The sequence below is a fragment of the Kitasatospora sp. NPDC048722 genome (assembly GCF_040650235.1).
Taxonomy (GTDB): domain Bacteria; phylum Actinomycetota; class Actinomycetes; order Streptomycetales; family Streptomycetaceae; genus Kitasatospora.
On the sequence record NZ_JBEZGX010000149.1, the window covers coordinates 1 to 3,149 of the forward strand.

A 3,149-nucleotide genomic window follows, 5' to 3' on the forward strand; every position below is an offset into this window, starting at 1 on the left:
AACGCGTGCGAGACCTTCAGCCGCGTCGTCTTGCGGTCCGCGAAGCGCGCCTCGATCGCCTCGACGGCCTCCACCGTCCCCGAGACGACCACGGAGGTCGGGCCGTTGACGGCGGCGACCGACACGAACTCGCCCAGCAGCGGCAGGACTTCGTCCTCCGCCGCCTGCACCGCCAGCATCGCGCCGCCCACCGCCAGCGCCTGCATCAAACGACCCCGCGCCGCCACCAGCCTGCAGGCATCCTCCAGCGAGAACACCCCGGCCACATGCGCCGCAGCCACCTCACCGATCGAGTGCCCCGCGACGAACTCAGCCCGCACACCCAGCGATTCGACGAGCCGGTACAGCGCCACCTCGACCGCGAACAACCCCGCCTGGGCATAGGCGGTCCGGTTGATCAACTCCTCGTCCGAGCCCCACACCACATCGCGGACGGGAAGATCGAACTGCGCGCACACCGCGTCGAACGCCTCCGCGAACACCGGGAACCGGGCAGACAACTCCCGCCCCATCCCCAGCCGCTGCGACCCCTGCCCCGAGAACAGCACCGCGAGCCGCCGCTCCCCGGCCGTACCACGCGCAACCTCGACCCCGTCCACCAGCACCGCCCGGTGCCCGAACCGCGACCGCCCCGCCAACGCGAGGGCCACGTCCACCGGCGAACCGCCGACCCCGGCAAGCCGCTCCAGCTGCGCAGCCAACGCGGCCCCCGACTTCGCCGACACCACCCACGGCGCCACACCGGGCACGACCGACGGGTCGGCCGCCGGATCCTCCTCCACGGCCTCTTCGACGATCACGTGCGCGTTCGTGCCGCTGATCCCGAACGCGGACACGCCCGCGCGGTGCGGCCGGTCCACCTCCGGCCAGGCCCGGGCCTCGGTGAGCAGCTCGACGGCCCCCGCCGACCAGTCCACCTCGGCCGACGGCGCGTCGACGTGCAGCGTCTTCGGCAGCACGCCGTTCCGCAGGGCCATCACCGTCTTGATCACGCCGGCCGCGCCCGCGGCGGCCTGGGTGTGGCCGATGTTGGACTTCAACGAGCCGAGCAGGAGCGGCTGTTCGCGGTCCTGCCCATAGGTCGCGAGGAGCGCCTGGGCCTCGATCGGGTCGCCGAGCGGCGTACCCGTCCCGTGGCCCTCGACGGCGTCGACCTCGCCGGCCGACAGCCCCGCGGCGGCCAGCGCCTGGCGGATGACGCGCTGCTGCGACGGGCCGTTGGGCGCCGTCAGTCCGTTCGACGCACCGTCCTGGTTGACGGCAGAACCACGCAGGACGGCCAGCACCGGGTGCCCGTTGCGGCGGGCGTCCGAGAGGCGCTCCAGCACCAGGACGCCCGCGCCCTCCGCCCAGCCCGTCCCGTCCGCCGCGTCGGCGAACGCCTTGCAGCGCCCGTCCGGCGCCAGCCCACCCTGCCGGGAGAACCCGGAGAAGCTCATCGGCGTCGACAGCACGGTCACACCGCCCGCCAGGGCCAGCGTGCACTCGCCGGCCCGCAGCGCCTGCGACGCGAGGTGCATCGCCACCAGCGAGGAGGAGCACGCCGTGTCGACGGTGACCGCCGGACCCTCCAGGCCGAAGGTGTAGGACACCCGGCCGGACAGCACGCTCGCCGTCAGACCGGTGGTCGCGTGCCCCTCCATGTCCTCGTCCGAGTTCATCACCACGCCGACGTAGTCGACGCCCGCCGTGCCCACGAACACACCGGTGCGGGTGCCGCGCAGGCCCGCCGGGTCGAGGCCCGCCCGCTCGAACGCCTCCCAGGACGTCTCCAGCAGGAGCCGCTGCTGCGGGTCCATCGCGAGGGCCTCGCGCGGCGAGATGCCGAAGAAGGACGCGTCGAACTCGCCGGCCGCGACGAACCCGCCCTCGATCGAGGCGCTGCTGCCGCTGCCCTCGCCGAGCAGCGCGGCGATGTCCCAGCCGCGGTCGGCGGGGAACCCGGTGATGCCGTCCCGCCCGTCCGCGACCAGCCGCCAGAGCTCCTCGGGAGTGGTCACCCCGCCCGGCAGGCGGCACGCCATGCCGACGATGGCGATCGGCTCGTGCCGGCCCGACTCGGCCTCCAGCAGTCGTTGGCGTGTCTGGTGCAGGTCGGCCGTGACCCACTTGAGGTAGTCAACGAGCTTGCTGTCGTTCGACATGGGGGGTGGTGCCTTCCTGTGATGAGGCGGGGTCGGTCAGCGGTCGCTCAGACGGCCGAGCTCGTTGTCGATGAAGGCCAGGACCTCGTCCGCGCTCGCTGCTTCGAGCCGCTCCGCAATGGCGTCCTCGGCATTCTGCGCGTCCTGGTTTCGCAATTTCTCCAGCATTCGGCGCAGCCGGAGGGAAACCGCGTTGCGGGTCGCCTCGTCGGTGTCCGCGTCGGCCAGGGTCGCGTCCAGGCGGTCGAGTTGGCCGAACAGCGCGGCGCCGTCCGCCGCGTCCTGCTCGTCGAGGAGCACGCCGACCAGGTGTGCGCCGAGGGCGGCGGACGTCGGGTGGTCGAAGACCAGGGTCGCGGGCAGGCGCAGGCCGGTGACGGCGGTCAGGCGGTTGCGCAGCTCAAGTGCCGTGAGGGAGTCCACGCCGAGGTCGTGGAAGTCCCGGTCGGCCGCGACGGCCTGCGGCGAGGCGTGGCCGAGGACGGCGGCGGCCTCGGTGCGGACCAGGTCGACGACGTGGCGCAGCCGGTCGGCCTCGCGCAGCTCGTGGAGACTGGCGGCGAGCGCGGCCACGGATCCGGTGCGGCCGCCGGTGGACTCGGCCGTGCGGCGGGCGCCGCGGACGAGGCCGCGCAGCAGCGCGGGCACGGTGCCGGGCATCCGGGCCGGGCCGGTGGCGCGGCCGATGGGGACGAGGTAGGGCTCGTCGATCCCCGTGGCGGCGTCGAGCAGGGCGAGGCCCTGTTCCTCGGTGAGGGGCGGGACGCCGGTGGCGCGGATGCGGTGCAGATCGGCCTCGGAGAGCGTCCCCGTCATACCGGCCGTCGGCATCCAGGCGCCCCAGCCGAGGGACTGGGCGGGCAGGCCCTGGAGGCGGCGCCAGTGCGCGAGGGAGTCCAGGTAGACGTTGGCCGCCGCGTAGTTGCCCTGGCCGGCGCTGCCCATGACACCGGAGACGGAGGAGAACAGGACGAAGGCCTTGAGGTCCTGGTCCTTGGTCAGTTC

Annotated in this window: 2 protein-coding genes; both read right to left on the bottom strand. The window is 73.7% G+C overall.

The genetic code is table 11. From position 1 onward, the window contains the following. Nucleotides 1-2,144 (bottom strand): type I polyketide synthase (locus AB0C76_RS41170; protein ID WP_359975860.1); only part of this gene is annotated, 2,144 nt, incomplete at its 3' end. A 36-nt stretch (nucleotides 2,145-2,180) separates the two neighbouring features. Then, nucleotides 2,181-3,149 (bottom strand): KR domain-containing protein (locus AB0C76_RS41175; protein ID WP_359975863.1); only part of this gene is annotated, 969 nt, incomplete at its 5' end.